The organism is Mesorhizobium sp. B1-1-6, from assembly GCF_006443035.1.
Classification (GTDB): domain Bacteria; phylum Pseudomonadota; class Alphaproteobacteria; order Rhizobiales; family Rhizobiaceae; genus Mesorhizobium.
This window is the reverse complement of sequence record NZ_VFWR01000007.1, coordinates 271,580-296,338: the sequence shown is the minus strand read 5'-3', so window position 1 is coordinate 296,338 and position 24,759 is coordinate 271,580. Positions and strand designations below refer to the sequence as shown.

At 62.9% G+C, this 24,759-nt stretch carries 25 protein-coding genes and 1 pseudogene; 8 read left to right on the top strand and 18 right to left on the bottom strand.

The features are described from left to right. Positions 1-90: 90 nt before the first annotated feature. On the bottom strand, positions 91-720 hold the full coding sequence (locus FJ979_RS16605) for a histidine phosphotransferase family protein (RefSeq protein WP_140582215.1): 630 nt from the start codon (positions 718-720) through the stop codon (positions 91-93). 387 nt (positions 721-1,107) lie between these two features. Here FJ979_RS16605 and FJ979_RS16600 point away from each other — a divergent pair, with 387 nt between their 5' ends. Beyond that, positions 1,108-1,644, top strand: coding sequence for an EipA family protein (locus FJ979_RS16600; protein ID WP_224518884.1), 537 nt, complete (start codon positions 1,108-1,110; stop codon positions 1,642-1,644). Between the two features lie 186 nt (positions 1,645-1,830). Continuing rightward, a complete protein-coding gene (locus FJ979_RS16595; protein ID WP_140582212.1) occupies positions 1,831-2,979 on the top strand; it encodes a hypothetical protein in 1,149 nt (382 codons plus the stop codon). A gap of 2 nt (positions 2,980-2,981) precedes the next feature. Here FJ979_RS16595 and FJ979_RS16590 read toward each other — a convergent pair whose 3' ends face one another. The 5 genes from FJ979_RS16590 to FJ979_RS16570 form a co-directional block, all read right to left on the bottom strand. Beyond that, positions 2,982-3,785: an RNA methyltransferase gene (locus FJ979_RS16590; RefSeq protein WP_140582209.1), complete on the bottom strand. Its 804-nt coding sequence runs from the start codon at positions 3,783-3,785 to the stop codon at positions 2,982-2,984. A gap of 138 nt (positions 3,786-3,923) precedes the next feature. Further along, positions 3,924-4,268, bottom strand: a complete 345-nt coding sequence (locus FJ979_RS16585) for a metalloregulator ArsR/SmtB family transcription factor (protein WP_140496438.1) — start codon at positions 4,266-4,268, stop codon at positions 3,924-3,926. A 156-nt stretch (positions 4,269-4,424) separates the two neighbouring features. Next, positions 4,425-5,204, bottom strand: coding sequence for a HugZ family protein (locus FJ979_RS16580; RefSeq protein WP_140582207.1), 780 nt, complete (start codon positions 5,202-5,204; stop codon positions 4,425-4,427). A 67-nt stretch (positions 5,205-5,271) separates the two neighbouring features. After that, a complete protein-coding gene (locus FJ979_RS16575; RefSeq protein WP_140518304.1) occupies positions 5,272-6,033 on the bottom strand; it encodes a 3-hydroxyacyl-CoA dehydrogenase in 762 nt (253 codons plus the stop codon). A gap of 59 nt (positions 6,034-6,092) precedes the next feature. Next, on the bottom strand, positions 6,093-6,629 hold the full coding sequence (locus tag FJ979_RS16570) for an N-acetyltransferase (protein ID WP_140496094.1): 537 nt from the start codon (positions 6,627-6,629) through the stop codon (positions 6,093-6,095). 287 nt (positions 6,630-6,916) lie between these two features. Between FJ979_RS16570 and FJ979_RS16565 the strand changes: the two genes are divergently transcribed. Beyond that, complete coding sequence (locus FJ979_RS16565) at positions 6,917-7,909, top strand: glutathione S-transferase family protein (protein WP_140582204.1); 993 nt, start codon at positions 6,917-6,919, stop codon at positions 7,907-7,909. A gap of 1 nt (position 7,910) precedes the next feature. Here FJ979_RS16565 and FJ979_RS16560 read toward each other — a convergent pair whose 3' ends face one another. Further along, complete coding sequence (locus tag FJ979_RS16560; protein ID WP_140556147.1) at positions 7,911-8,408, bottom strand: NUDIX domain-containing protein; 498 nt, start codon at positions 8,406-8,408, stop codon at positions 7,911-7,913. A 53-nt stretch (positions 8,409-8,461) separates the two neighbouring features. Here FJ979_RS16560 and FJ979_RS16555 point away from each other — a divergent pair, with 53 nt between their 5' ends. Next, positions 8,462-9,385 carry a metallophosphoesterase gene (locus FJ979_RS16555; RefSeq protein WP_140496091.1) on the top strand — a complete coding sequence of 308 codons (924 nt, stop codon included), beginning with the start codon at positions 8,462-8,464 and terminating at the stop codon, positions 9,383-9,385. Here FJ979_RS16555 and FJ979_RS16550 read toward each other — a convergent pair. The 4 genes from FJ979_RS16550 to leuA form a co-directional block, all read right to left on the bottom strand. Further along, positions 9,369-9,986 carry a hypothetical protein gene (locus tag FJ979_RS16550; RefSeq protein WP_140496090.1) on the bottom strand — a complete coding sequence of 206 codons (618 nt, stop codon included), beginning with the start codon at positions 9,984-9,986 and terminating at the stop codon, positions 9,369-9,371. The genes FJ979_RS16555 and FJ979_RS16550 overlap by 17 nt on opposite strands. Positions 9,987-10,096: 110 nt before the next feature. Further along, positions 10,097-10,900: an alpha/beta fold hydrolase gene (locus FJ979_RS16545; protein ID WP_140518309.1), complete on the bottom strand. Its 804-nt coding sequence runs from the start codon at positions 10,898-10,900 to the stop codon at positions 10,097-10,099. A gap of 329 nt (positions 10,901-11,229) precedes the next feature. After that, a complete protein-coding gene (locus FJ979_RS16540) occupies positions 11,230-13,002 on the bottom strand; it encodes a hypothetical protein (RefSeq protein WP_140496088.1) in 1,773 nt (590 codons plus the stop codon). A gap of 182 nt (positions 13,003-13,184) precedes the next feature. Beyond that, entirely contained in the window at positions 13,185-14,921 is a 1,737-nt protein-coding gene (leuA, locus tag FJ979_RS16535) for a 2-isopropylmalate synthase (RefSeq protein WP_140582201.1), read from the bottom strand. A 541-nt stretch (positions 14,922-15,462) separates the two neighbouring features. Between leuA and FJ979_RS16525 the strand changes: the two genes are divergently transcribed. Then, a complete protein-coding gene (locus tag FJ979_RS16525) occupies positions 15,463-16,539 on the top strand; it encodes a siderophore-interacting protein (RefSeq protein WP_140582199.1) in 1,077 nt (358 codons plus the stop codon). A 40-nt stretch (positions 16,540-16,579) separates the two neighbouring features. On the opposite strand, the gene FJ979_RS16520 is transcribed toward FJ979_RS16525, so the two are convergent. The 5 genes from FJ979_RS16520 to FJ979_RS16500 form a co-directional block, all read right to left on the bottom strand. Then, the gene (locus FJ979_RS16520) at positions 16,580-17,683 is read right to left on the bottom strand and encodes an AbrB family transcriptional regulator (RefSeq protein WP_140582196.1); all 1,104 of its coding nucleotides are present in this window, start codon (positions 17,681-17,683) and stop codon (positions 16,580-16,582) included. A 62-nt stretch (positions 17,684-17,745) separates the two neighbouring features. Beyond that, entirely contained in the window at positions 17,746-18,003 is a 258-nt protein-coding gene (locus tag FJ979_RS16515; RefSeq protein ID WP_140496084.1) for a type II toxin-antitoxin system prevent-host-death family antitoxin, read from the bottom strand. Between the two features lie 5 nt (positions 18,004-18,008). Beyond that, complete coding sequence (locus FJ979_RS16510; protein WP_140582193.1) at positions 18,009-18,317, bottom strand: putative quinol monooxygenase; 309 nt, start codon at positions 18,315-18,317, stop codon at positions 18,009-18,011. 63 nt (positions 18,318-18,380) lie between these two features. Further along, positions 18,381-19,172: an SDR family oxidoreductase gene (locus FJ979_RS16505; RefSeq protein ID WP_140516976.1), complete on the bottom strand. Its 792-nt coding sequence runs from the start codon at positions 19,170-19,172 to the stop codon at positions 18,381-18,383. Positions 19,173-19,240: 68 nt separating this feature from the next. Further along, positions 19,241-19,678: a DsrE family protein gene (locus FJ979_RS16500; protein WP_140516974.1), complete on the bottom strand. Its 438-nt coding sequence runs from the start codon at positions 19,676-19,678 to the stop codon at positions 19,241-19,243. Between the two features lie 98 nt (positions 19,679-19,776). Between FJ979_RS16500 and FJ979_RS16495 the strand changes: the two genes are divergently transcribed. The 3 genes and pseudogenes from FJ979_RS16495 (at position 19,777) to FJ979_RS16485 (ending at position 21,560) form a co-directional block, all read left to right on the top strand. Continuing rightward, positions 19,777-20,868 (top strand): hypothetical protein, encoded by a 1,092-nt coding sequence (locus tag FJ979_RS16495; protein ID WP_140516972.1) that lies wholly within the window; start codon positions 19,777-19,779, stop codon positions 20,866-20,868. Between the two features lie 66 nt (positions 20,869-20,934). Next, positions 20,935-21,180, top strand: a complete 246-nt coding sequence (vapB, locus tag FJ979_RS16490) for a type II toxin-antitoxin system VapB family antitoxin (protein ID WP_140516970.1) — start codon at positions 20,935-20,937, stop codon at positions 21,178-21,180. After that, a pseudogene (locus FJ979_RS16485) lies at positions 21,177-21,560 on the top strand (type II toxin-antitoxin system VapC family toxin). The gene vapB and the pseudogene FJ979_RS16485 overlap by 4 nt, the downstream one beginning before the upstream one ends. 6 nt (positions 21,561-21,566) lie before the next feature. Here the strand turns inward: FJ979_RS16485 and FJ979_RS16480 are convergent. Together FJ979_RS16480 and FJ979_RS16475 are read right to left on the bottom strand one after the other, a co-directional pair. Then, positions 21,567-22,514: a cation diffusion facilitator family transporter gene (locus FJ979_RS16480; RefSeq protein WP_140556132.1), complete on the bottom strand. Its 948-nt coding sequence runs from the start codon at positions 22,512-22,514 to the stop codon at positions 21,567-21,569. Positions 22,515-22,519: 5 nt separating this feature from the next. Continuing rightward, positions 22,520-24,709, bottom strand: a complete 2,190-nt coding sequence (locus tag FJ979_RS16475) for an anthranilate synthase (protein ID WP_140582191.1) — start codon at positions 24,707-24,709, stop codon at positions 22,520-22,522. Between the last annotated feature and the right edge of the window lie 50 nt (positions 24,710-24,759).

The window sequence follows — 24,759 nt, the reverse complement described above, 5'->3', positions numbered from 1 at the left end:
GCGCTGTCAGGCGAAGTTGATCTTCCGCCGGTAGGTCCATTCAATCAATATTACAGAACTGAAATACTTTGCTGCTAGTTTGTGCGGATCTCAGGCCGCCGAAAGCACGATCTCTTCCGCGGTCGCATGGATCGATATCGTCATGTTGGCCTCCCGCGCCAGAAGCAGCGTATAGTAAGGCTGCACCGAATGCGCGTCGATCGGTTCTTCCGGCTTGTGGCCGGAATGCAGTTCGAGGAATTTCGGCGGCACCCGCAACATGGGGCCGCTCGCCGAAAGCGCGAAGCGAGGCTCGGTCTCGAGATTCTCCAGCGTCACCGAAAGCTTGCCGCCGCGTGGAATGGCGGCGTTGGCGACCAGGATCAGGTTGAGCAGCAGCTTGACCTTGTTCTTGGGCAACAGTGCACGGGTTCCATTCCAGATGAGTTCCGGCTTCTCGTTCTTGAGGAAGGCGATAGCGACGGCTTCGGCATCGCCGGTGTCGATCTGCATGCCGGCGGAACCAGCCGCGCCGAAGGCAATGCGGGCGAACTGCAGGCGCGCCGAGGCGTTGCGGGCGCTCTGGCGGATCAGCTTCATGGCGTCCTCGTCGGCGCCGCCTTCATCGAGCAGTTCAAGCCCGTTGTTGATCGCGCCAACAGGCGAGATGATGTCGTGGCAGACCCGGCTGCACAAAAGTGCCGCCAGATCGGGTGCGGAAAGGGTGAAAAGATCGGACATCGGCGAAAATCCCTGCAAAAATCCCATAAATCATGGCCGCGCGATCGATCGACGCCTGCCCACGCGAATCACGCTCTCTTCCCGAGCTTTCTGAATACACAGCGCCCGTGCGTGCAGCAACAAACCCAAAATCGCCGTTGGGGCCTATGGCGCGTTCACGCAGGCTGCTTGCCTGTATGAACGACCCCAACAGCCTTCGAACCGCCATCTTCATGTGCGAGTTTAATGGTTGAAAAAGGATTACGGCATAGTTTGCCCCTAACAGCCATCCTTAACGGCCGCCTAAAGAGCCGTACGGGTGCGAGGCGTCGGCGAAAGTGCTCCCTGACGGAGATTGGAAGCATGTTTTCCCGATTCTACGGCCGGAGTTTTCTCCGTGTCCTCTCAATGGCGATCACGCTCATGGGCGTTCTCGTCTTCTCGACATCGGCCCTGCGGGCCCAGGAGTACACCGCTCAGGAGATTGTCGATTCCGGTCACAAGTTCTTCGGCGCGACATCGGGCGGCCTTGCCACAGTCGTGGAGAAGATTTTTGCTTCCTATGGCTTGCCCAATGGCTATCTGCTTGGCGAGGAGGGATCCGGCGCGCTGATCGGCGGCCTGACCTATGGCGAAGGCACGCTCTACACCAAGAATGCCGGCGACCATAAAGTTTTCTGGCAAGGCCCGTCGCTCGGCTGGGATTTCGGCGGCGAGGGATCGCGGGTGATGATGCTCGTCTATAATCTCGATGACGTCGGCAATCTCTACAACCGTTATGGCGGCGTCGCCGGCTCGGCCTATGTGGTGGCGGGCGTCGGATTCAATGTGCTGAAGAACAACAATGTGCTGCTGGTGCCGATCCGCACCGGCGTCGGCGCCCGGCTCGGCGTCAATCTCGGCTACCTGAAGCTTACCGAACGGGCGACGTGGAATCCGTTCTGACCCGAGGTCACGACCGGAATGTGTATACGCTTCGATAAGAATCCAGATCCGATGACCCATATGCGCCGCGGCGAGCCCTTGCCGCAGCGCCTGATTTCCGTCATGCCAACAGAGTAACGGTCAAAAGTCGCGACGGCTTTTGATCCTCGTATTGTTGCATGTCGGCGCGCGATAACGGATAGTCACTTGGTTCAGTCGGTCCTGTTCTTTGCTCTCGGCTTTCTCTGCGCCGGCTTTCTGGCGCTGATGGTGGCTCCGGCCATCTGGCGGCGGGCGGTCGCTCTGACGCGCAAACGCATCGAAGCCTCGATCCCGCTGACGCAAGCCGAAATTGGGGCCGACAAGGACCGGATCCGGGCGGAGTTCGCCATGGCGACGCGCCGCCTCGAGATGAACGTCAAGGCGCTGCGCGAGAAGTCGACCGAGCAGCTCATCGAGATCAATCGCGGCCGCGAGGCCCTGAAGGGGCTGGCGATGGAGCGCATGGACAAGAACCAGGTGCTCGATGAACTGGCTGCCAAGAACGCGGCGCTGCACCAGCGCGAGGATGAACTGCACCGGTTGTCCGAGCGGCTCAAGGAGACCGAACGCAAACTGGAGAAACGCGCGCTTGAGCTTGAGAAGCTGGAACGCATGTATGACGACGCCAGCTTCTCCTCCAGCAGCCGCCAGATCGAACTTGTGGCGCGCGAATCCGAGTTGCAGAAGCTCGCCAGCGATATCGCGCTGCTGCGCGGCCAGCGCAAGGAGGCGGACAGGCGCAATCAGGAGATCGCGGCCGAAAGCAAGGCCGCGCGTGAGGCGCTGAAGGCCGAGAGGAAAAAAACCGCCGAACTGGACAAGAAAGTCGAACGGTTGCTCGCCGCGCTTGCCGACCGAGAGGAGAAGCTCGAACGCCGCGAGAAAGATCTGGCGCGGCAGCGCGAAAAAGCGAAGGCCGAGGACGGCGCGTCGGCCTTGCGGTTGATCAGCGGGCAGGTACAGGCGGACAGGCGCGACGACGTCGAAAAGGCGATCGCCAGGCTCGATGCCGACCGTGAGCGGCTGGAGGCCAGACTGACGGCACTGGTACGCGAGAACAAGCGGCTGAAGGCGGATCTGTCCGCCGCCGAGGCCGCCGGCCCACAGGGCGATACACGCCACGCAAGTTCCATGTTGCGCGAACAGATGAATGACCTGGCGGCGGAAGTCGTCAACTTGACAGCCAAGCTCGAAGGGCCGGGGTCGCCGATCGCCAAGGCGCTGGAGGCGCAGCAGGATGCGCGTCCGAACAGCGGCGGCCGCAGCCTTGCCGACCGCGTGCGGGCGTTACAGAAGGCGGTTGCGGCAGATTGAATTCAGGCACCGCCGGCGCAGAAATGATGCAGGGCGATGGCGGATGCGGCCGCGACGTTCAGGCTGTCGAAGCCTTCCGACATGTTGATCCGAACAGTATTGAGACGGGCGAGCAGGCTTTCGGGCAGGCCTTGGCCCTCAGTCCCGAGGTAGAGTGCCAGGCGTTCGGCCGGTTTTGCATCGCGTATGTCTGATGTCCCGCGCGGCGACAGCGCAAATTGGGTAAAGCCACGCCGGTCGAGCGTCGCGGCGAACCGCGCGGTGTCGCTGAACGAGGCGAACGGGACCTTCAAGGCCGCGCCGACCGAAACGCGGATCGCCTTGCGATAGAGCGGATCGCAGCAGGTCGCATCCAAAAGGATCGCGTTGGCGCCGAACGCGGCGGCGTTGCGGAAAATCGAGCCCATGTTGTCATGGTTGGCGATGCCGACGAGCACCACGATCAATGCTCGGGCAGGCAAGCCGTCCAGCAGGGCCTCGGCCAGCTGGGGCGTCTCCTTGCGACCAATGGCAAGGATGCCGCGATGCATGTGAAACCCGGCAATGGCATCCATCACAGCTCCGGCGGCGACATAGACCGGCAGGTCAGGAGACGCCTTGTGCAGGATTTCTTCGAGGCCGGCCAAGCGGTTCTCCAGAACCAGCACCGATTCGGCGCGGAAGCGCGCGGCCGACAGTAGCATGTCGAGCACGACCTTGCCCTCGGCAATGAAGCGGCCCTGTCGACCGGCGAGGTCACGCTCGCGGATGTCGAGATAGGCGGCGACGCGCGGATCCCGCGGATCGTCGATGTGGACAAGGGTCATCTGAGCCTCGGCTGACAATCGGAATCGGTTGCCAAGAACATGATGCGCGGATGCAGTGTCAAAGTGTATTTGCGCGCCCAGGATGGACGCACATTGCCGAAGGCCGCTGGTGGCGTAAACGTTTACGCGACCAGCCGTTCAAGTTCCGGCGCGGCGCAGCCTTTGTGCCATCTGGGACAGATCATCCTTGCCGCTGCCGAAAATGCCGTCGAGCGTGGCAAGCAGTTCGCGCACGGCGTCGGATTTGCAGGAATAGTAGATCATCTGGCGGTCGCGGCGGGTGTCCACAAGGTCCAGCGCCCGCAACTTTGCCAAATGCTGCGACAGGGCGGACTGGCTGAGCATCACCTTCTCGGCGATGGCTCCGACCGACATTTCACCGTCGATCAGATAACTCATGATCAAAAGCCGTTTTTCATTGCCCATCAGCATCAGAAATTCGGCCGCCGATCCGGCGTTGGCGATTAGCTTTGTCGAGATCATCGATCCCCCATGCTCTTTGCTCATCGAGGCACCATGGGGGCAATGGTGCCTGAATCCATAAACTCAGTTGTGAATGGTCGCCAACGAGTCAGCGCCACAGCCAAAGGGTAGAACATTTCATTCAAATCTCAAGCGTTGCTTTTGATCAAACGTAATTTAAGTGCGGTTATTTGGCGACGTTGCCGCCCGGCCGCTCTTGGCCATGTCGACCAAGACGTGCCTCAACTCATGCGCTGTGACCAAGGGCTGCGGAAAGAAGACCCTGCCGGCATCGTCGCCAGAGGCCAGATCCATGCCGTCGGCATCGAACCCGGCGATGACCCAGCCGTCGCCGGATGCCCGGGCAAAATGATGCGCGTAGAGGGCGACGGCGTCGAGATGGTCCGCATTCATGTGGTCGATCGCGGATTGCTCGCTGGCCGCCAGTTCCTCGACGATCGGCCCGTCGGTGATGAGATCGGTGCGGTCAAGCAGGTAGGCCTTGCCGAAGCCGCCGTTCAGGCTGGCGCGCTGCGGTTCGAGACGAAAGATCGAAAAGTCGCCGAGGCCGGCATAGAGGCTGGCCTTCGGATTGTGGTTGAGATAGCGGCGTTCGGCGCGTGCATGCGCGTCCGATCCGCGCTCGATCCGCGCTGCCCGGCAGATCAGCGTCAACCGGGGATGCGCGAGCGGGTCGCCCTTGCCCGGCTCGCCGAGCAGCAGCGAACAGCGCGGGTCCGCAAGTATGGCGGGCGTATGGGCCGAAAGCTGCGACACCAGGATCAGCGGCGTGCCGTCGATGTCGGTGGCGACGCCGACCCGACTCGCCAGCGGCGAACCCGTTTGCGGCTCCAACACCGCCAAGGCGCCGAAGCGGGCGCGGCGCATGAGTGTCTTGGCCTGCCGGATCGCCTCGGCGTCGGTCTCGCGGATCACGTCCTTCGTTCGATCGGCCAAAATGCTCGCCCTGCTAAGTTGATTTGGCTATTCCACTTATCAGACGATGGCGCCAGGCTGGCAAGTGCTACTTCGGAGCCATGCGAATGGCGCCATCGAGACGAATGGTCTCGCCGTTGAGCATCTGGTTCTCGATGATGTGCAAGGCAAGGGCCGCATATTCCGACGGCTCGCCGAGGCGCGAGGGGAAGGGCACCGCGGCGCCCAGCGAATCCTGCACCTCCTGCGGCATGCCGGCCATCATCGGCGTCCTGAATATGCCGGGTGCGATGGTGCAGACCCGGATGCCGGAACGGGCAAGATCGCGCGCCACCGGCAGCGTCATGCCGACGACCCCGCCCTTTGATGCCGAATAGGCGGCCTGGCCGATCTGGCCGTCATAGGCGGCGACGGATGCGGTGTTGACGACGACGCCGCGCTCGCCGCCCTGCAGCGGGTCGAGCTTTGCGGCGCGGTCGGCGACGAGGCGGATCATGTTGAAAGTGCCGATCAGATTGACTTCGATCACCTTGCGGTACTGATCGAGCGAATGGGGACCATCCTTGCCGATCGTCTTCACGCCGATGGCAATGCCGGCGCAATTGACCAGGATGCGCGGTTCGCCCAGCTTGGCCGCGACCTCGGCAAGCGCGGCAACACCGCTGTCGGCGCTGCCGACATCGCATTGGACGGCGATGCCGCCGATCTCGGCCGCCACCTTGGCCGCCCGATCGACGCCGATATCCAAGATGGCGACGCGGGCGCCCCTGGCGGCCAGCGCGCGCGCCGTCGCCTCGCCAAGGCCGGAGCCGCCGCCGGTAACAACCGCGACCTCGCCGTTTGGATTCATGGCGTCATCCTTTCACATGAGAGTCAGGCGTGGATCAGGCGCGCAATCGGCGCGAATGGTCAAGCCATCGCGGCAAAGTGCTCGGCGACCCTGGCCTGGTCGGCATGGCAGACCTCGCCCGTGAGCCTTGCAACCGCGCCCGGCATGATCTCGTGCGACAGCAGCCTGTCGAGATCGACGGGGCGTGGCATCGATATCTGGCCGCGCGGGATACGCTTGAAGCCGAGCGGTCCATAATAGGGCTCGTCGCCGACCAGCATGACGGCGGGCGCTCGGGCCTTGGCGGCCGCTTCCAGCGCGATCGCCACCAGCCGGCGGCCGATGCCGAGATTCTTGAAGGCCGGCCGCACCGCGAGCGGCCCGAGCATCAGCGCGCGTCCGGCGCCTGCGGCGATGCGGGTCATGCGAACTGATGCGACCACGAGATCGCCGTCCATGGCGACGAAGGACAGCGCGCGTTCATGCCCGCCGGCCTCGCGGATCTTGTAGGCGGCCAGCACAAAACGGCCGGGCCCGAAGGCTTCGTCATTGATGGCTTCGATCTGAGGGTCGTGCGCCGGAGTTTCCGGCAGGTATTCTACGTCGGCAAGGCTCATGGTCTTTGCGTTCCGGTACAGGAGGAAAGGTTTGCTGCAAACGGCAGCATTCGCCAATCAGCGCTTTATCAAGCGTGGGCGCCCTTTCGTCGTCGGTCGAACCGGATCAAAGCAAAATCGAACATGCGGAGTGTCCGCTAGCATCAATTTCCCGCCGCTGCAATCGGCGGTTTTGCAGGTAGAGAGCAACGGGCGCCGCGACGTGCTTGACGATCTGTTCAGCGCCCGGCGATTCCATGCAACGACTTGGAGCCCTACATGATGTCCTAGACAGGAAAGGACAAGCGATGGGATTGCTGGTCGAAGGCAAATGGCAGGACCGCTGGTACGACACCAAAGGCAGCGGCGGCAAATTCGTGCGGGCGCAGTCGCAATGGCGCGACTGGATCACTCGTGACGGGGCGCCTGCCGAAGCCCGCGGCCGCGGCTTCAAGGCGGAGCCCGGTCGCTATCACCTCTATGTCTCGCTTGCCTGTCCCTGGGCGCACCGAACGCTGATCTTCCGGGCGCTGAAGAAGCTTGAAGGCATCATCTCCGTGTCGGTCGTCCATCATTTCATGGGCGCCGATGGCTGGACGTTCCTGGCGCAGGACGGAGCCACAGGTGACACGCTCTATAGCCTGGACTTCCTGCACCAGATCTACACCAGGGCCGACCCTAACTATTCCGGCCGGGTCACGGTGCCGGTGCTGTGGGATAAAAGGGATGAGACCATCGTCTCCAACGAATCCTCCGAAATCATCCGGATGCTGAATTCAGTTTTCGACGCTTGGGGTGACACCGACCTCGACTTCTATCCGCAGGCGCTACGCGGCGAGATCGACGCGGTCAATGCACTGGTCTATCCTGCCATCAACAACGGCGTCTATCGCGCTGGCTTCGCCACCACGCAGGCCGCCTACGAGCAAGCGTTCGGGGAGTTGTTCGCCGCGCTCGACACGCTGGAGCATCGGCTGTCGAATCAGCGCTATCTCGTCGGCGAGCGGATCACCGAAGCCGACTGGCGGCTGTTCACCACGCTGGTGCGCTTCGACCCGGTCTATGTCGGCCATTTCAAATGCAATCGGCGCCGCATCGCCGACTATCCCAACCTGTCGAACTATCTGCGCGATCTTTACCAGGTGCCTGGCGTAGCCGGCACGGTGAACCTCAATCATATCAAGTCGCACTATTACGGCAGCCACGAAACGATCAACCCGACGCGTATAGTGCCTGTGGGGCCGGAAATTGACTACGGCGCGGGGCATGACAGGGCACGGTTCGCCAAGGCGGCTGCCTGAACTACCAATAGGGTGACGGCGGCTTCCCGCCAAAAACCTCGGCGATGCGCCGCAGCGTTGCCGGGGTCGTACCCTGGGGCAAACGGTCGAGCGGAAAGAAACCGGCCTCGGCGATCTCGCGGTCCGGCAGTTTCGGGGCCGCCTGGCTGAATTTTTCGATCAGGTACAGGCCGACATGGTCGCGGCGGCTGGCGCGGCGGTTGAAATGCATCGAGCGCAGCACCGGCGGAGCGGTCAGCGTGATATTGCCCTCTTCCGCCAGTTCGCGCGCCAGCGCTTCGGCCATCGTCTCGCCGATCTCGACCCCGCCACCGGGAAGCTGCCAGCCCGGCACATAGGTGTGGCGGATGAGGAAGAGGGAGTTGGATGCCGTTTCGTGGATGAGCCCGCGCACGCCAAGCGTCATTGGCCGCCGCAGCACAAAGTAGAGATGGAACAGCCTGGCTCGCAGCCCCGGCCAGCCGGTCTGGCGCAAAGTGCTCTCGGGATCGGTCGTCATCAGTCGCGAAACCGTGGGTGGAAAGCCGCGTGCGCGTCGCCTATGAAAGAGAAATGTTCAGGCTCGCACATATTTCCGATATCCATTTGGGGCCACTCCCTGAAGTAACCTATCGCGATCTCGCCTCCAAGCGGGTGCTGGGCTACGTCAACTGGCAGCGCAACCGCCGCCGGCACATGCACGATGCGGTGATCGACACCATCGTGGCCGATATCAAGGCCAGCGCGCCCGATCACCTCGCGGTTACCGGGGATCTCGTCAACCTGGCGCTCGATGGCGAGATCGAGATGGCCAAGCACTGGCTGGAGACGCTCGGCTCGCCGCATGACGTGTCGGTGGTGCCGGGAAATCATGACGCCTATGTGCCTGGCGCCTTCGACAAGGTGTGCCGGTCCTGGGCGGCATGGATGACGGGCGACGGCGTCAACAGTCCGGTCGATCGCAATTCGTTTCCCTATCTGCGCGTGCGCGGCAATGTCGCGTTGATCGGCATCACCACGGCGCGTGCGACGGCACCCTTCATGGCCAACGGCTTCTTCATGGAAGGCCAGGCCGAGCGGCTGCGCAAAATACTCGATGCGACGGCGAAGCAAGGATTGTTCCGTGCGATCATGATCCATCATCCGCCGGTGCGGGGCGCCGTCCCGCAGCACAAGCGGCTGTTCGGCATCGCCCGCTTCCACAAAATCATTCGCCGGCACGGTGCCGAGCTCGTCCTGCATGGCCATTCACATCTGCCGTCGCTGTTTCAGATCGGCCCGCGCGACGCCAAGGTCCCGGTGGTTGGCGTCGCCGCGGCCGGCCAGGCTCCCGGCGGCAAGCCTCCGGCGGCGCAGTACAATCTGTTCGACATAGACGGTGAAAAAGGCGATTGGCGCATCCGCCTGACGCGGCGCGGCTTGACGGGGCCGGCGATACCACCTTCGGATCTGCAGACGCTCGAGCTCGGGGCGCAACCGGCTATGGCCGCAAGCTGAGCCCCAGCGCCACGATACGGTCCCAGAACAGCACGATCGAAACCGCCAGTCCCACCAGCGCGCCTGCGGCGATCAGGCCAAGGCCGGACAGGACGGCCGACCAGCCCTTGCTGCGCGGTGGCGATCGCAAAGGCGGCTCGGCTTCCGGCACCACGTGCCGCTTCATCCCGGGAACGGCAGCCTCGACGCCACCCTCCATCATTCTCTGACGTTCGACGATCCGCTCGGCGACATAGCGCGTCACGGAATCGGCAACCGGCTTCATCTCGCTCGATTCGGCCAGCACCACACGGCCGATGCGGGTGTCCTTCAGGAAACGGTAGGTGCGGCGGTCGCGCCCCATGGCGACATGGCTGACGGCGTCGATCCACAGGCGCGGCTGCAGACCGGACGAGACGACGAAGTCGAAACTGTCCATGTCGGCGGGAACGTCGGCAAAAACGGGCGCGAGTTCGGTGGCAAGAAGGTCGAGCCGCATGCGATGCGCCTCGCGCATGTCGACGACGACGTCGTCGCGATCGGCAAAGGCATTCTTTACATCGCGAATGGCATCGGACAATTTTCTCGACGGGTCGATGATCTTTTCGCCTGCATCCTTCATGGGCGTGGCCTCGCGGGTTTGGTTAACATGGAGTTAACACAGCCGCCGGCAAAATGCACTGGCGAGATCAATGCATCAAGGGTCGCCGTTGGCGGCGCAGACGGAAGAAGTCAGCTGGCCGCGGCGGACAGTTTCACCCGTTGCGGCCCGACGCGGCGATTGCTGTTGCGGCGAATGATCTCGGCGATCAGGTCGGGCGCTTCCTCGGCCAGCATATGGCCGGCCTCCAGCACATGGTGCACATGGAAGCGCTCCGGCGGGTCATCCACTTGGGTAAAGGGTAGAACGGCGTCATCCGATCCCCACGCCACCATCACCGGCATGTTCAGCGCATCGAGCCGCTCGCGCGGGATGACGCCCTGTCGATCGCTCCTGGTCATGGCGGCCGCGATCTCGACGAGCTTTTCGGTTTGTCCGGGGCGGCCGCGCATTTCGCACAGCAATTCGGCCATGCGACGCGAGGGCGCGGCTCGAGGGCCGGACATTTCGGCGAGGCAGGCCTGGACTTCGGCCAGGTCCTGCGCGCGGGCAAAGCGGCGCAACAACGGTCCATTGATTTCGGGGCCAAAACCGCCCGGCGCCAGGAGCGTCAGCGAGGCGACTTTTGCCGGCTCCGCCAACGCCATCAGCGCTGCAACCGCGCCGCCCATCGAATGGCCGACGAGGTGGACGCGCTTGATCGCGCGTGCGGAGAGGTCGGCAAGGATGGCGTTTGCCGCGACCTTGGCCGGTCCGGCCGACGGAAAGTCGAGCGACAGGCCGTGTCCCGGCAGATCATAGGCCAATGTGCGTACGGAAGGCGGCAGCAAGGAGATCACCTCGCGCCAGACATCGTGGCTGCCGCCAAAACCATGCAGCAGGACGATGGTCTTCGAACCCACACCCCGTTCGTCGGCATAAAGTGATGAAGTCATGAAAGATTGAGGCTTTATTCGAGAAGGCGCGATGGAAATGTGGCTGAATTGCTCCTAGTCCAGAGCATTCGCCAGTAAAATTTTCGCGATTAGGCGATTGGCCGAACAGCGAGCCGGCTGCTGGTGGATGCCGCTCCCAAAAGCGACCTCGATTTGGGCGAACGACACGCACGAGCAAAAAGACCTAAGGCGTGTCGCATGAATCCGTTTCGACGCGAAACGCTTTTGGGTCTTTCATTATTCGATGGACTCGCTGTCCGCTTGAAGTCCTCATTTTCACGCAACTCCGGAAGGGAACCCGGCACTAGCTGCCCTGGAATGGCTCACATCTAGCTCGCGTTGAAGAGCCCGGCGGCACGCAAGGCGTCGACCAGCCGCTCGGTCAGATCGGCGGGATATTTTCTGTCGATGAAGGTTGCGCGCGGATTGGCGGCGAATTTCGGAAATTCGGTTATCAGCTCATCAAGCAGCCTGCGTGCCTGGTTGTCCCGACCGGCGATCTTGGCGCCGATCAGACGGGCGGCGAGATAGTGCGATTTCGCCGCAGTGGTTCTCAGAGCGCTGCTGGCTATCGCTGCCTTGCTGGTATCGCCCAGCATTAATTCTCCGGCGAAAAGCCCAAAGTCCCACCAGGTCGGGTGGCCGCTCGAGGCATCCACGGCATGCGCCAGAAGAGGTGTTCCTTCGGCGTACCGGCCGGCGAAAACCAGCCCGTAGCCATAGGCGGCGGCCATGGCGAGATCGTAGGGGTTAAGATCATGGGCCTTCCGCATCCATCGCAGGGCCTCGTCGGCATTGCCGAGGCGCGAATTGATGTAGCCGTAGGAGCGATGTGCGTACGGGCTGGTCGGCCCCATCTGCACGGCGCGATGGGCAAACGTCATCGCCTTCTCGATCGTTGCGTCCGGCGGATAGGCGTAGTGGTCGGTCACAGCCTCCAAATGCAATGAGGCGAGTTCCGAATAAACCAGTGACGATTTCGCGCCACTGTTGGCAAGGGCTTCGAGGCAACGATAGGCGGTCTCGTGAGTCCTGGCGTTCTGGTCGAGATAGTATTTGTCGTTGAGCAGCAGGCACTGCGTCAGGCCGGTCTCCGCGCCGGACTGCTCGATGTAATTGTAGATGGTGCCAGAAGCGGGAAGTGCCGCACTGAGAATGCCGGATATGCGATCCTCGACTACGGTTGGTGCGCTGTCGGCGGCGGTCAGGTTGCGCGACAACAGCACCCGTCCGGACGCCAAGCTTTGCAGTTCGATGGTAACGTCGCCCGCGTCTGGTCCAGGCAGGATATCGAAAATGAAACTCGTCGCATCGGCGACCGGATCGGCTTTGTCGGTGTTGCGACCGATGAAGTCGATCGTATCAAAGCCGCTCAGGCCGGCACGCAGCGATGCGGCGACGCGACTGGCATTGGGAGTGTTGGCCCTGAGGGCGATGTAGACGAGCGGCAGCGCTTCGACCATGGGCGACGGCGTGATGCTGCCGGTTTCGCCGGCGGTCTCGGACGTTGCCGGGATGTCGCCTCCCGCCAGCAAGGCACCGCCGCCCTGGCGCAGGATCAGAACGCCCAACATGGCGATAACCACGGCGATCGCGATCCAGAAGAACCTGAGATGGCGCGTCACCGAGAGGCCCGCCGCAGGAACCTGGCCGAGCAAGGCCGCCATGGGTGCGGCATCATCGGCGGCACCGGACTGTTCGGGCAGGCTGGCTGTCGGCTCTGCGTGACTGGCGGCTTCCGCTGCTTGCGGCAGGCGGATGGCATTGAGTTCGTAGGCCGGGACGTAACCGCCGCGCGGAATGGCTATGCGGACCGGCTCGGCAATGCCTTCATTGGCGAAATAATGTTGCAGCAGTTCGCGCAGGCGGCCCGCCTGCACCCGCACGACGGCATCGGTGGACGGATCGAAATCGCCGTCCTTGCCGAAAACATCCATGGCGATGGAAAAGCCCTTGAGCCTGTCGGCTTCCCCGGCCTGCTCGCGCTCGACGAGATAGCGAAGCAATTTGCGCGCGCGCTCGGATCTCCCGAACGTTTCGCTAGCAAGCAGTCGCTCCAGTGTCTCGCGCACTGCGGGGGCGGCAGGCGTGGCATGCTGCAAGTGTCGATCCTCTCGAAGTCGGCACAGGTTGAGGCGCGATCATATCGTTGCCGCACCACCGTACAAGCATACACGTATTATGCGATCGCGTACCACACCGGATAATTTCCCGGTGGTTAATGACACAAAAGTCGGGACCAATCGCTAAACGACGATGGTCCCGAATTCGTTCCAGGCCTGTATCAACCGGCTCTTTTGCCGATAATCCGGTTGGCGGCGGACACCACGGCCTCCAGCGAGGCAGCGACGATGTTGGTGTTGATGCCTGCGCCGAACAGCTTGCCGTCAGGATGTTCCATCTCGACATAGGAAATGGCCGAGGCGTTCGAACCGCGCTGCATCGAGTGCTCGGAATAGTCGAGCACCGACATATCGACGCCGACATGGCGCGACAGCGCATCGACGAAGCCGTCGATCGGGCCTGTGCCTGTGCCTGATATCGTCATCTCCTTGCCGTCGTCGATAATGACCGCCTCGACAACGCGCCGGCCCTTTACCTCGGTGTCCGGATAGGTGTGGTGATCGAGGAATTTCAGCCTGGCGCCCGGCTGGTCGACATAGGTATCGAGGAAGCGCTCATAGATGCGCCTGGCCGGCACTTCCTTGCCTTCGGCATCGGTGATCGCCTGGATTGCCTGGCTAAACTCGATCTGCAGGTTGCGCGGCAGGTTGAGCCCGTAATCCGCCTGCAGCACATAGGCGATGCCGCCCTTGCCGGACTGCGAGTTGATGCGGATGATGGCTTCGTAGCTGCGGCCGACGTCGGCCGGGTCAATCGGCAGATAGGGAACCTCCCACACTGGCGTGTTGGCCTTCTTCAGCGCCTTCATACCCTTGTTGATGGCATCCTGGTGCGAGCCGGAAAAGGCGGTGTAGACGAGTTCGCCCACATAGGGATGGCGCTCGGGAATCTTCAGCTGGTTCGAATATTCGTAGACATCCTTCATCCGGTTGATGTCGGAGCAGTCCAGCTTCGGATCGACGCCTTGCGTGTACATGTTGAGCGCCAACGTGACGATGTCGACATTGCCGGTGCGCTCGCCATTGCCGAACAGCGTGCCTTCGACGCGATCGGCGCCGGCCATCAGGCCGAGCTCGGTGGTGGCGACGCCGGTGCCACGGTCATTATGCGGGTGCAGCGAAATGATCAGGTTCTCGCGCCTGTCGAGATTGCGGCACATCCACTCGATGCGGTCGGCATAGATATTGGGCGTCGACATCTCGACGGTCGACGGCAGGTTGATGATGAGTTTGTTGTCAGGCGTCGGCTTCACGATCTCGGTGACCGCGTTGCAGATCTCCAGCGCCACCTCGAGCTCGGTGCCGGTGAAGCTTTCGGGCGAGTATTCGAAACGGTAGCCGCCGCCGGCACCCGCTGCCATGTCGGTGATCATCTTGGCGGCATCGGTGGCGATGCGCTTGATGCCGGCAACGTTCTTCTCGAAGACGACGCGGCGCTGCAACTCGCTGGTCGAATTGTAGAAATGCACGATCGGGTTGGTGGCGCCCCTGAGCGCTTCGAAGGTGCGGGTGATCAGTTCGGGCCGGCACTGCACCAGCACCTGCAGCGAAACGTCGGCCGGTACGCTGCCCTCTTCGATGCACCAGCGGGCGAAGTCGAAATCGGTCTGCGAGGCCGAAGGAAAACCGATCTCGATCTCCTTGAAACCCATGTCGAGCAGCAGCGCGAACATGCGCGCCTTGCGTTCGTGGCCCATCGGGTCGATCAGCGCCTGGTTGCCGTCGCGCAGGTCGACCGAGCACCAGATTGGCGTCTTGCCGATCACTTTCGAGGGCCAGGTCCGGTCGGTGAGGCCGACGATTGGGTAGGGTTGGTACTTGCGGGCGGCGTCCGGCATGCCGCCGTTCTGCTGGCCCGCCGGGGCCTCGCTTACGCGGATTTCTTCTCGTGCGTTCATCGTCGTTTCTCCCGGCGACCCTCGAATCCGCCTTCAGGCGGATGGGTGGCGAGTGGCGCCTTTACCAGTTTTTCGTTCGCTTGATGTGACTGCCAAGGAGCATGCGCTTGCGCGGCGGCTCGACCGCCGGGCGCTCCTTCAGCGAACCCGGCGATCGCCGATAAGGCCGAGAAGAAGCAGCGTCGAGGCAAGCGCGCGCACGGTCTCGCCGGCAAAGCCGGTCTGACGGGAAGCGGTGGTGGCGCGCGTGTTCATGGCGGTTTTCATACAGGAGCGGCCAGCCGGAGGCAAGCCGTACCGAAAGCCATGCCGACAGTCGGGCGCGTGCCGGGCCACGTTCCGTCTGACGTCGTCGCCGACGTGCGTGCCCTTCCAACAGGCCGAGGCCGGACCTGGCCGCCAACGGGACGTAGCGGTTCAATATATAAGATGACTTATGTATTCAAGTTTCTGTGGAAACTTCGGAACGTCGATGGCATGCCGCTGCCGGCGCGGCCCTCCTGCGGCCGATTGCTTCAAACCGTTTCGAAAGACGCGAACGATGGACCAACTGCGAGCGCAAACCCGGATCAGCGATGCGGCGATCAGGTCGGTGATGGACCGGCTGCGCACCGAGCACAGCGAATTCGAGGTCGAGACCGGTGTTGCCGATCGATGGGAACTTCGCCTGTACTACGGTTCCCTGAGCGCGGCACTCGAGCGTGACTCCATGCTGATCCGCGTCTCGGCTATAGACGAAACCTGCCTGTCCTACATGAAGATGATGGTCGCCGGCCACGTCGCGCAGCATCTCGGAACGACGAGCGGATTGCGCTGGCAAGGCGATGGCCGCGACACCGGCACCCCGATCTTCTTCCGCGAAATCACGGTGGTGTCCTCAACGCGGATTTCTCCGCACATGCAGCGCCTGCGCTTTGCAGGCGATGATCTTGGCCGGTTTACCCATGGCGGCCTGCACATCCGGCTGCTGCTGCCGCCGCGGGGCAGGCCGCCCGTTTGGCCCTCGATGGGCGCCGACGGCCTGCTTGTGTGGCCTGCCGGTGAGGATGCGCTCACCGTGCGCATCTACACGATCCGGGCGGTGGATCCGACAAGCGGTTGGCTCGATGTCGACTTCGTGCTGCACCCCGGCCATGACACGCCCGCCGCCACATTCGCGCAGAACGCGGTGGCGGGAGACGTCATCGGCATGATCGGGCCAAGCGGCGGCGAGACGCCGACGGCGCCGACCCTGCTGCTGGTCGGCGACGACACAGCGCTGCCGGCAATTGGCCGGATTCTGGGGGAACTGCGGCCGTCGACCCGCGTCGAGGCGCTCATCGAGGTCGATGGCCCGGACGACCGCATCGCGCTGGCGCAAGGCGACAACATCGAAATCACCTGGCTTTACCGGCACGACCGCGCGGCCGGCACCGCCGGCCTGCTGGCGGCCGCCCTGCGCGAGCGCAGCCACATGGCGCTTGCCGATAACCTCTACGTCTGGGCCGGATGCGAGTTCACGGACTTCCGCGAGATCCGCAAGATCGTGCGCAAGGAGTGGGGCCTGGGCCGCGACCGGCACCTGGTAACGGCCTATTGGCGTCGCGACGCGCAGGCCGAGGGCGACGACGAGGATTAGGATCGATCCATAAGTATGCCGGCAGCCGGGGCGGAGCAGCCTATTCCTTCACCGCGCGCGCTACCAGCCGCGCGATGCTCGGGCCGACAAGCAGCACGATCAGGAAACGCGCCGACTGGAGCGCCATGATGAAGGAGATGTCGACGTTCTGGGCGGCGGCGGCGATGATGGCGACGCTGTCCATGCCGCCGGGGCTGGTCGCGAGATAGGCGGTCAGCGGATCGATGCCGAGCAGATGGCTGATCATGAAGGCGAGGCCGCCGCAAAAGGCGATCAGAGCCACGATCGAAGCGACGATCTGCGGCAGGGCCCGTGTCGCATGGCGCAGGATCGGCCTGGTGAAGTTCAGCCCGATCGACCATCCGACCATGGCGTAACTGACAGCCAGCAGCCAGGGCGGCAATTGCATCGGCACGCCGAGGCCAAGGTGGATCAACGCGCCGAAGATGAAGGTGCCCAGAAAGGAGGGCGAAGGCAGCCGGCAAAGCTTTCCCGCCAGCCCGCCGACCAGCGCGATGCCAATGGTTGCTGCTAAGGCTTGAGCATCGATCGGCGGAAACCAGATAATCGGCGGGATTTCGACGCCTGACGTTTCGACCCACATCTTGGCGACAATGGCCGCCGTCATCGAGACGAAGATGACACGCAGATACTGCATGAAGGCGACGAGGCGCTGGTCGGCGCCAAAGGCGCCGGCCATCAGCACCATTGCGGTGGCCGCGCCTGGGGAGGATCCCCAGACGGCGGTCGTGCCGGGCAAGATGCGCCACCGGCTGATCAGCCAGCCGAGCAGGCTGGACGCCGCGACGGTGGCTGTCACTGCGCCGAGGAACAGCGGCCATTCGGCGTAGAAGACGCGAAAAATGTCGGCCGAGATCGAAGCGGCGATGAGGCAGCCGACGATCGCCTGGGCGGAGCCGAACAGAAGCCGCGGCACGCGCACGGTGGCGCCGTTGGTGCCGGCGACGATAGCCGCCAGCATCGGCCCGATGAGCAGCGCCGCCGGCAGCGCGGCCAGTTCGAGCGCACCGGCAAACAGCACGGAAATGACGAGGAGGGCCAGCCATTGCCAAGGCTTGCGCATGCGCGCCATGCGCTCGACGGCCGGCTGGCCAGGAGACGGCTGCTTGGGCGAGGAATCCATGTTCTGGTCTTAGACTGAGCGGTAAGGGATGCGAACCCCCGCTGCATCGAAAAGCGATCGCCTCAGATGTCTGTGCCGAACAGTTGCTCGATTTCTCCACCGCTCATGCGATCGAAACGGTCGGACACCGAAAACTGACCAGCCATAAAGCCAACCCGTCGCGATTGTACCGGCACCGATTGATCCATAGGAATGACCTTGACCAATGACTTGCCAGCCTTGGCGATAATGAAAGGTTCGCCGTTGGCGGCTCGCTGAACGAGACGTGAAAGATTGGCCTTCGCATCGCTAATGTTTACGATCTGCGTCGAGTCGTCCACCCGGATCAGCCCGTCTTGTCGTCAGCCAATCCAAAGCCGCCGACGGGGTTGGTTTCCACCTGGAACTCGAAGCCGGCGATGAAGGGCCTCGCCTTGGCGATGGCCGCCTGGACTTCGGGAAGCTGCAGCGAGGCTTTGTGGCTTGCCCGGTCAGTCCACACTTCTGTGACCCAGATGGCATCGGCATCGGCCGGGTCGGTGGCAACGATATAGCTCAGGCAGCCGGGCAGGGCGCCGGTGCTGGCGCGCAGGACGTCCATGACAGCGTCGCGCTGGCCGCGGGCCGCCCGCATCTTGCCGATCAGACCGTACATCCCTTCGTCTCCCTTCAGCGTTTTCGACAAGAGTATACCGTTCGTCAGTATGCAGGTCGCGGCTCAAGGCATCAACTGGCCACCATTCACCTCGATCACCTGGCCGGTGATGTAGCCGCTCAACAGATCGGAGGAGAGGAACAGATAAGCACCGACGCAATCTTCAGCCGTGCCGGCGCGCCCCTGCGGAATGGTGGCAACCATGCCCCTGATCTGCTCTTCGGTCGAGTAGCGTTCGTGGAACGGCGTGAGAATGGTGCCGGGTGCCACCGCGTTGACGCGAATGCCGAAGCCGATCAGTTCCTTGGCCATGCCGCGTGTGACGTTGGAGACGAAAGCCTTGGCCGAGCCGTAAAGCCCGGCGCCACCGCCGGCGCCGTTGCGGGCGGCGATCGAGGAGGTGTTGACGATGAAGCCGCCTTGTCTCTTCAGCCACGGCATCGCCTTGCGCGAGGCGGTCAGCACCGAACGCGCGTTGAGATCCATCACCGCGTCGTAATGCGCCTCTGTCTGCTCGGCGTAGGGCACGCGGCCGAGCATGCCGCCGGCATTGTTGACCAGCCCGTCGAGACGGCCGAAATGTTGCGCACTATCCTCGACGACACGCTCGACATCGGCGGCCAGGGAAAAATCGCCCTGGACGAGAAACACCTCGCCGCCATTGTCGCGGATGGCCTTGCCAAGCTTCTCGGCGGCGTCACGGCTGGAATTGTAGTGCAGCGCGACCAGACATTTCTGCGCCGCATAGGCCAAGGCGAGTGCCGCGCCGATGCCGGTCGAGGCGCCGGTGACCAGCACCGCCTTGCCGGCGAGATCGGGAATGACAAGCCCGAGGGGGGTGGTTGTCGCTGGCACTGTCGTTTCTCCGGGATTTTCGCGGTTCTTAGCGGGTCTTGCTACCCTTGCATTCAGTCCATGCAGCTTCAAGGCCTGAGATAGGCATAACCCTGGCTTTGCAGTTCAGCGAGCTTGACGACGCCGCCGCTGTCGGCCGCATGAAAACCGTCGAGCAGGTCGGCGAGCGAAAAATCCATGCCGTGCATGGTGTTGGCGCAGGCATGCGGATCGAGCCCTTGCTGGACGAGACCGGTGAAACGACCGGAGATCGCCGCCGATACCCCCTTTGACTTGAAACCGGCAAGAGCCGGACCATGGACGACCAGCGCGATATCGACATTGCCGCCGGTGCCTTCGTAATGGTTCTTGATGTTGCCGAGAACAAAATTGACCTTGTCGAGGTCGCTGAGATGGTAGGCGACCTTCAATCTCGTAGGCCCAGTGGCCGCGGCTTGCGCCACCCGCAGCCCAATCAGCGTGCCGGCTCCGGCGAGAATCGCGCGGAACATGTCGCGTCGACGCATTACAGTCGTCCCCGTTGAAAGATGGCCGCGAATTGCGTGGCCGCAGTGCCGAGTGTAGCATAAATTGATGTCGCGTCCTGCCGATGCGGAGGGGTCACATGGCGTTCGAACAGAGACTGGCAAGCGTCCTGTCCGGAGCGGCCTTGTTGAGCCTGCTGGGCGCGACAGCTTTCGCCGACGGGGCGACCAAGCTCACCGAACTCAGTCCCAACGGTCAGGACGCCTGTTTCGGCCGCATCTACGATGCCAACCACCTCAACACGCATCCGGAGCAGAAGGTGGCCCGGATCTTCTTCTACTACGGCCATGATCCGGTCAGCAGGCCGAACGAGGAACCGGCCGCGAATGCCGACACGTCCTACAATGGCTTCGTCACCACCACGGTGCGTGGCGCCAAGGCTCCGGAATGGGCCGGCGGCTGGTGTAATCATCCATCCGAGGATGGCGCATCAAACCCGATCCATTGCGGCATGGAATGCGACCGTACGCTGGCGTCGCTGAAAGTCGACGACAAGGGCCGGCTGATTCTTTCGGACCTGCAGCCCGATATCTATCTCGATGCCGGTTCCGAGGAGGAACTCGGCACGACTGAATACAATAGGCAGGCGCTGGGCTCGCAGGACGACAATTTCCGCCTCGACCCGATGCCGGCAGCGACCTGCAAGGCGGAGTTCGCCCGCATCGACCCGATTGACCCGGCGATGGGTCCGCCGCTGCGCGACCGGCTGAAGCCCGACCAGGCCTTCTGCTACGGACGCGACTACGATGCCGCGCATTTCGGTTCGCATCCCGACCAACTGACGCAGTCGATCCGCGTGTTCCGTGGGCCGGTCGAACTGGCTTCATTCGCGGCGGGCGGCGACCTTGCCAATTGGCCTGACGGCGCCGACATCGCCGTTTCGGTCACGACGCGACAAAAGTCGGGCAAGGCCACGCAGGTCTATTCCTGCCAGGGCGAGGCCGACCAGTGGCGCTGCGCGGCGAGCTCGAAGATGAGCGATTTCTTCTGCGATATCACGCAGAAGGAGATTTTCCTCAAGCGCGGCGCCAATGGCATGATGATGCTGGCCAATCCCAACAACAGCCTGGCGATCGTCGATTTCTGTTCACAGGCAGCCGACGGCAAGACGAAGTCGGACGATAAGATCTACCGGCTGGAACCGATGCCGCAATCGGCTTGCGCGCCTTGAGCGGAGCCCTGTTTAGGTCAGCGCGAAGGGATATATCTTTGCTATATCTCATTTGAGGATAGCACGATGGACAAAGCAAAAGTGTTCTGGTCAGGCAGGTCCCAAGCCGTGCGCCTGCCGAAGGAGTTCCGTTTCGACACAGAGGAGGTCTCGATACGCCGTCACGGGCAAACCGTCATCTTGGAACCGCTTGCGCAGGACTGGGCGTGGCTCGACCAAGTGATTGGACCGCTTGATAATGATTTCGCAGAGGCAGCGCTGGAACGTCAGGACGGGCAGGATCGAGCTGCCTTGGAAGACGTCTTCAAGTGATCTACCTGCTCGACACCAATGCCGTCATCGCGGTCATGAAGGGCGATGAGGGTCTGCTTGCCTGCTGAAACGGCATAGGCCGCAGGACTTTGCCGTCTCGGCGATCGTCGTGCACGAACTGTACTATGGTGCTGAAAAGAGCCAGCGACGGGTCGAAAATTTGGCGCGTATCGAGGCTCTGCAGTTTCCTGTGCTCGAATTCGATCGGGAAGACGCGAGACATGCCGGAGAAATTCGGGCAACGCTTGCCACATTGGGAACTCCAATTGGTCCCTACGATGCGTTGATTGGTGGGCAGGCGCGCGCGCGATCTTACGCTGATGACCCGCAATATCCAGGACTTCGAGCGGATCAAAGCTCTGTCAGTCGAGACGTGGTGAACTGCCTCACGCGAACGGCACCGCCGTCGTGCCCTTCGGCAGCTTGGCCTCATCATCGGGCTCGACATGGATGGTGACGCGCACGGAAGGGATTTCCGCCTGCAGCGCATCCTCGATGCGGTCGCAGATGACATGGCTGGCGCCGACCGACATGTCGGCATCGACGACGAGATGGAATTCGATGAAGGTGGCGCGGCCGGCGATGCGTGTCTTGAGGTCGTGCACTTCGAGCGCGCCTTTGCAATTGGCCGAAATGATGTCGCGGATGCGCATATGCTCCTGGGTGTCGACGGCGCGGTCCATCAGCCCGTTCATCGACGAGCCGATAACATGCCAGCCCTGCCAAAGAATGTTGAGCGCGACGATCACGGCCAGCGCCGGATCGAGGATCTGCCATCCGGTCAGCACCGCGCCGACAAGGCCGGCGAAGACGCCGACCGAGGTCACGACGTCGGTCATGATGTGTTGGCCGTCGGCGACCAGTGCCGGCGATCTTGCGTTGCGCCCTGTACGGATCAGCGCCCAGGCCCAGAAGGCGTTGATGACCGTTGCTACACCGTTGACGGCAAGGCCTTCCCATGGCTGCTGGAGCGGGACGGGGTTGAGCCAGGATTGCCAGACCTCGTTCAGGATCAGGAGTGCCGCGACCACGATCAGCACGCCTTCCAGGACGGCCGAGAAATACTCGGCCTTGTGGTGGCCGAACGGATGGTCCTGGTCGGCTGGCTTGTAGCTGACCTGGATCGCCCAGAACGCGGCGGCCGAGGCGATGACGTTGACGATCGATTCCAGCGCGTCCGAATAAAGTGCGACGGAACCGGTGATGTACCAGGCGGCAAGCTTGAGTGCGAGCACCACGCAAGCGACGACGATCGACCAGAAGGCAAGCCTTGCGACCTTGCGCCTGGTCGCGGCCTTCGCCGCGACCGCCATCGTGTCCCGCGTTTCGACCATCGTCTCTAGGCGGCCTTGTCCTTGGCCTTGCGCGGCAGGTGGGCGACGATGTTCTCGATGATGCGCATGCCGGCATTGTGGCCGAGCGTCATGATCGATTCCGGATGGAATTGTACCGCGGCGATCGGCTCCTTGCGGTGCTCGAAGGCCATGATGACGCCGTCTTCGGTCTCGGCGGTGACCACGAAATCGTCGGGTAGCCGCACCGGATCGGCGAAGATCGAATGGTAACGGCCGACGGTGACTTCCTTGGGCAGACCGGAGAAGATGATGCCGGGCTTGGAGACGCGAATGCGCGACGGCTTGCCGTGCATCGGCACATGCAGCTGCCGCAATTCGCCGCCATAGGCCTCGGCCAGCGCCTGCAGGCCGAGGCAGACGCCGAAGATCGGCAGCTCGCGGGCGCGCGCTCGTCCGATGGTGGCGGCGCAGTCGAAATCCTTGGGCGTGCCGGGACCAGGCGACAGCACGACGAGATCCGGCTTCAGCCGGTCGAAAACTTCTTCCGGCACGGGGGTGCGCACGGTCGAGACATTGGCGCCGGTCTGGCGGAAGTAGTTGGCCAGCGTGTGGACGAAGCTGTCTTCATGGTCGACGAGCAGGATGTTGACGCCGTCGCCGACGCGCGCGGTGGTGCGCTCGGTGCTGGCGGCATTGCCCGTCTTGGCGTCGCGGATGGCGGAGAGCATGGCGGAGGCCTTCAGTTCGGTTTCGGCTTCTTCTTCCTCGGGAATGCTGTCGAACAGTAATGTGGCGCCGGCACGCACCTCGGCAATGCCGTCCTTGATGCGGATGGTGCGCAGTGTCAGGCCGGTGTTCATGTCGCCGTTGAAATTGACCATGCCGATGGCGCCGCCATACCAGGCGCGCGGGCTCTTCTCGTTCTGCTCGATGAAGCGCATGGCCCATAGTTTCGGCGCACCGGTAACGGTCACCGCCCAGGCGTGCGAGAGAAACGCGTCGAAGGCGTCCATGCCTTCGCGCAGCCTGCCCTCGATATGGTCAACCGTGTGGATAAGCCGCGAATACATCTCGATCTGGCGGCGGCCGATGACGCGCACCGAACCCGGCTCGCAGACGCGCGACTTGTCGTTGCGGTCGACATCCGAGCACATTGTGAGCTCGGATTCGTCCTTCTTGGAATTGAGCAGCTTCAGGATCTGCTCTGAATCGGAAATGGCGTCGTCGCCACGCTTGATCGTGCCCGAAATCGGGCAGGTCTCGACACGGCGGCCGTTGACGCGCACGAACATTTCGGGCGAAGCGCCGATCAGGTATTCGCCTTCACCCAGATTGATGAAGAAGGAATAGGGCGAGGGGTTGATTGACTTCAGCTTGCGCGAAATCTCGGAGGGTTGGGTCTCGCAGCGTTCGTAGAACATCTGCCCGGGTACGACCTCGAACAGGTCACCGCGCTTGAAGCTGTCCATCGCGCGGCGCACAAGAGTGGCGTATTCGCCGGGTTCATGGTCACCGCGCGGCGGGATACGGTCGGCAGTCTTGAACGGCTCGGCGATCTCGTCGCGCGGCAGGCCTTCGGTCGAAAAACCCTTGCCGGCGTAGTCATATCGATCGGTCCAGGCCTTGGCCGAATAATGATCGACGACCAGGATCTCGTCGGGCAGGAACAGCACGAGATCGCGCTGGCTTGGCTTGCGTTCGAGCTTGTAGTCGACCGGATCGAACTGGAAGGCGAGGTCGTAGCCGAAGGCGCCGTAAAGGCCGAGATTGGCGTCTTCGGCGGTCTTGAACAAGGCGGTAATGGCGCGCAGAACCGTGAAGACGGAAGGAACGCGGCTGCGTTCTTCTTCGGTGAAGACGCGGCCCGGCTTGGCGACGTCGAGGCGGATCAGCTTTTTCGACGCCTCGGCGATCGTGATCTCGGCGATATCGCCGAGCGTCTTGACGATGACCGGCAGAAGCACCTCGCCCCGCCGGTTCAGCGCCTCGATGCGCATGGACCGGCCACGCGCCGAGATCACCAAAGGCGGGTCGATGATGGCGGTGTCCCAACGCGTATAGCGGCCGGGATATTCATAGTTCGAAGAAAACACCGCGCCCCGGCGCGCATTCAGCCCGTCAACATAGGCGTCGATGGCGCCTTCATAGGGCCGGTCGTGGCGCTCGCGGGTGATGGTGATGCCACCCCCGGTCACAAAACTCTCTGCGCCGTTGTCCAGAACCTTCATCGTCATTGCCGTCTCCATCAGCTTCTTGGGCAACGGACCCGGGAATGGCTTGGAAA